Raw genomic sequence first — 2,760 nt, forward strand, 5'->3', positions numbered from 1 at the left:
GTCCGCCTTTGGGCGACGGCGTGAACACCGGAATCAGCGGTTCCAGCGCCGCCCACAATTCATTACTGATTTTTCGTCTTGCCATGTCGCCAGGATATTGCGTCCATGGCTTGATGTCCAGGTTGTGTTAGCGACTCTAAAGCCGCATAGCAGAATTGCCGATAAGCAGGGGTATCCACATCCGGTGCTCCTGTGACCGAATCAACCAACGAGCCGATTAGCGAGTCGACTACCGAGTCGTTCAACATCGGCGAGCGCCTGCGTTCGCTCGTGAACACCGTCCAGCGCAACGAGCGTGCGCTGCAGCGCTTCCAGCAGATCGAACTGCGCCTTATCGAGGCTGAGGATTTCGCCGCCTTTCTCGAGATCCTCACGGTCGAACTCGCGCAGGTGTTCGACCTGTGCGCGGCGACACTCTGGCTCGACGACGGCGCGCGCCTGGCTGCCGAACTGCATGCCGCCGTCGCGCAGTCCGCGCCGGCGAGCGAGCAACTGCGCTGGGGGCGCACGGCGGGCCTGGATCTGTCTGAGACGGCGCCGCAACTCGGCCCGGTGGAGAACTTGAGCGAGGAAGTCCGCGCGACGCTGCTTGGCGCGACGCCGCAGAACGCGAGCGCGGCAATCCTGCCGTTGCGTCACCGTTCCGGACTGCTCGGCTATCTGAGCCTTGTGAGCGAGAGCAGCGAGCGCTTCGTCGAAGGCATGGCGACCGATCTGCTGGCGCGCTTCGCCGGTTTCGTCAGTGCGGGTCTGGTCAATGTCGCGCAGCGCGAGCAGTTGAAGCATCTGGGTATGACCGATTCGCTGACGGGACTGCCCAACCGTCGATACTTCGAAATGCGGCTGGAAGAGGAGTTGCAGCGCGCCGCGCGCCATGCGGTGTCCGTCGCGTGCCTTTTCATGGATCTCGACTACTTCAAGCTGGTGAACGACACGCACGGTCACGCGGTGGGCGATCGCGCGCTGGCTGCCGTGGGCGCGTGTATCCGCGCCGCAGTGCGGCTGGGCGAAACGGTTGCGCGCTTTGGCGGAGAGGAGTTTGTCGCCGTGCTGCAAGGCGACCGCGCCAACGCGAATGTGGTGGCGGAGCGCGTGCGCCGCGCCGTGGAAGCGCTGGTCGTGCGCGATAACGACGGCAGGGAAGTACCGGTCACGCTGTCGATCGGCGTAGCCGTCACGCCGGGGACGACAGCGGACAAAGGCGCTGCGGCCCGCGCGCTGATCGACGCCGCCGACGGCGCGCTCTACCGCGCGAAACGCTCAGGCCGTAACCGGATCGTGTTTGCGGAGCACGACGATGAAGTCGGTGCCTCGCCTGACGAGGCAGACGCGCAGGCTTGATTTAAAGCGCGGTTTAAAGCCTTGTTTTAAAGGCGGCCTTTAAAGACCTATGTACTGGCAACCTTCACGGGTTGCATCGACATCCATTGCGCCGAGCGCGCCCACTTCAAGCAGCGTATCCACCGTTGCGCGGCGGTTCGATACGAACGTCCACGGCTGTGGCGCCGCTTCGTGCGCCAGCGCTTCCTGCTGGACATCGATTAGTGCTTCAAGCAGGCGCTCGCGCGGGGGCGTCACGATCACGAAGCCTTCGTTGGCGACCGAGGCTTTATCGAGTCCCAGACGCTCGCAAAGTGCGCGTTTCATCTCGACGGCCGCTTCATCGGCGCGGCGGCTTGCATCGATCGCATCGCGCGTGACGGCATCGATCAATACGCCGTCAATGGCGAAAGGCGTCGGCGCCTGCCACGCCTCGTCGGGGCAGAGTTTGAATTCCGGCTTCAAGGCAAAGAACGGATTGATCTCGGCGGGGTACACGCGGCACACAAGCGGCCGCTCTTCATAAATGCCGCAACGCATGGCCTCGCCGAGATTCGGGCAGGGGCCGGTGAACGTCGCGGCCAGCGTAACGCCCACTCGAATCGGTAATTCGCCGCTATTGGCCGCGAAAGTGCGCTTGCGCTTATAGGCGGCGTAGGCGTTGTCGGCCTCCGGCTCGACGGGCCACGGCAGGGCTTCGCACAGTAAATCCACTTGTCCGCCGCGTTGCAGCCAGCGAACGGCTTCGGGGAAAGTGAGCGGCAGGCGCAGGTCGGTGCAGCATTTGCCGCAGCGCGCGCAATCGAAATGGGTACTGTCCAACGCGGGGATCCTTGTATTCGCGAGCTGACAAGCCGCGTCAGACTGAACGATAGCGCGGTTTGCGGTAAGTCGAAGTAAGGATCTGCAGGGAGATTAGGGGTTAGTTTGGGGCTTGAGCATTACAACCTTGTCAGCATCCATGTATTCCTCAGCCCATTGAGCCGATCTGCTGAAATACCTGTCAAATTGCCTCAGAAAATGCACGTTCCTGCGCGTTCTGATCCCGTTAAGCATTCACCTTCGAATTTTTAACTAAAGTTTTACTTTCAGGTGCCGATAGTCCGGCTGTCACGGCGACGAGCAAAAATAAGCGTCGCGCTGCGATAGTCGTTTCGCGCGCAATGAATAGGGCATGCGCCGCCAGAACGATTGGAAAAACGACAGCCCAGGCCCAGGCGGCGACAGTGAATGGAAGAGACAATTTTTTAATTCAAAGGATTTGTCTCTTATGCAACTTTCGCGACTTGGAGTGGGGACGCGTCTCACTGTGGGTTTCGGCGCGCTGCTCGTGCTGTTTGCTGTTGTCATCGGATCTGCGCTGTTCGTCCTGCATTCGCTGAATACGGTCATCTATTCGGGCCTCGATATTGGCACGGCGCAGATCGGTCTGCTTGGCCG

At 61.3% G+C, this 2,760-nt stretch carries 3 protein-coding genes and 1 pseudogene; 2 read left to right on the plus strand and 2 right to left on the minus strand.

The features are described 5' to 3' along the window. A pseudogene (locus tag VG320_RS25265) lies at positions 1–85 on the minus strand (IS5/IS1182 family transposase); the annotation flags it as partial. Between the two features lie 107 nt (positions 86–192). On the opposite strand from VG320_RS25265, the gene VG320_RS25270 reads away from it, so the two are divergent. Further along, positions 193–1,341 carry a GGDEF domain-containing protein gene (locus VG320_RS25270; protein ID WP_327202797.1) on the plus strand — a complete coding sequence of 383 codons (1,149 nt, stop codon included), beginning with the start codon at positions 193–195 and terminating at the stop codon, positions 1,339–1,341. 39 nt (positions 1,342–1,380) lie between these two features. Here the strand turns inward: VG320_RS25270 and VG320_RS25275 are convergent, their stop codons facing one another. Further along, positions 1,381–2,142, minus strand: a complete 762-nt coding sequence (locus VG320_RS25275) for a YkgJ family cysteine cluster protein (protein ID WP_327202798.1) — start codon at positions 2,140–2,142, stop codon at positions 1,381–1,383. A gap of 352 nt (positions 2,143–2,494) precedes the next feature. On the opposite strand from VG320_RS25275, the gene VG320_RS25280 reads away from it, so the two are divergent. After that, positions 2,495–2,760, plus strand: a 266-nt coding sequence (locus VG320_RS25280; RefSeq protein WP_327202799.1) for a hypothetical protein, incomplete at its 3' end; no start/stop codon positions are given.

Source organism: Paraburkholderia sp. (genome assembly GCF_035948235.1).
Classification (GTDB): Bacteria; Pseudomonadota; Gammaproteobacteria; order Burkholderiales; family Burkholderiaceae; genus Paraburkholderia.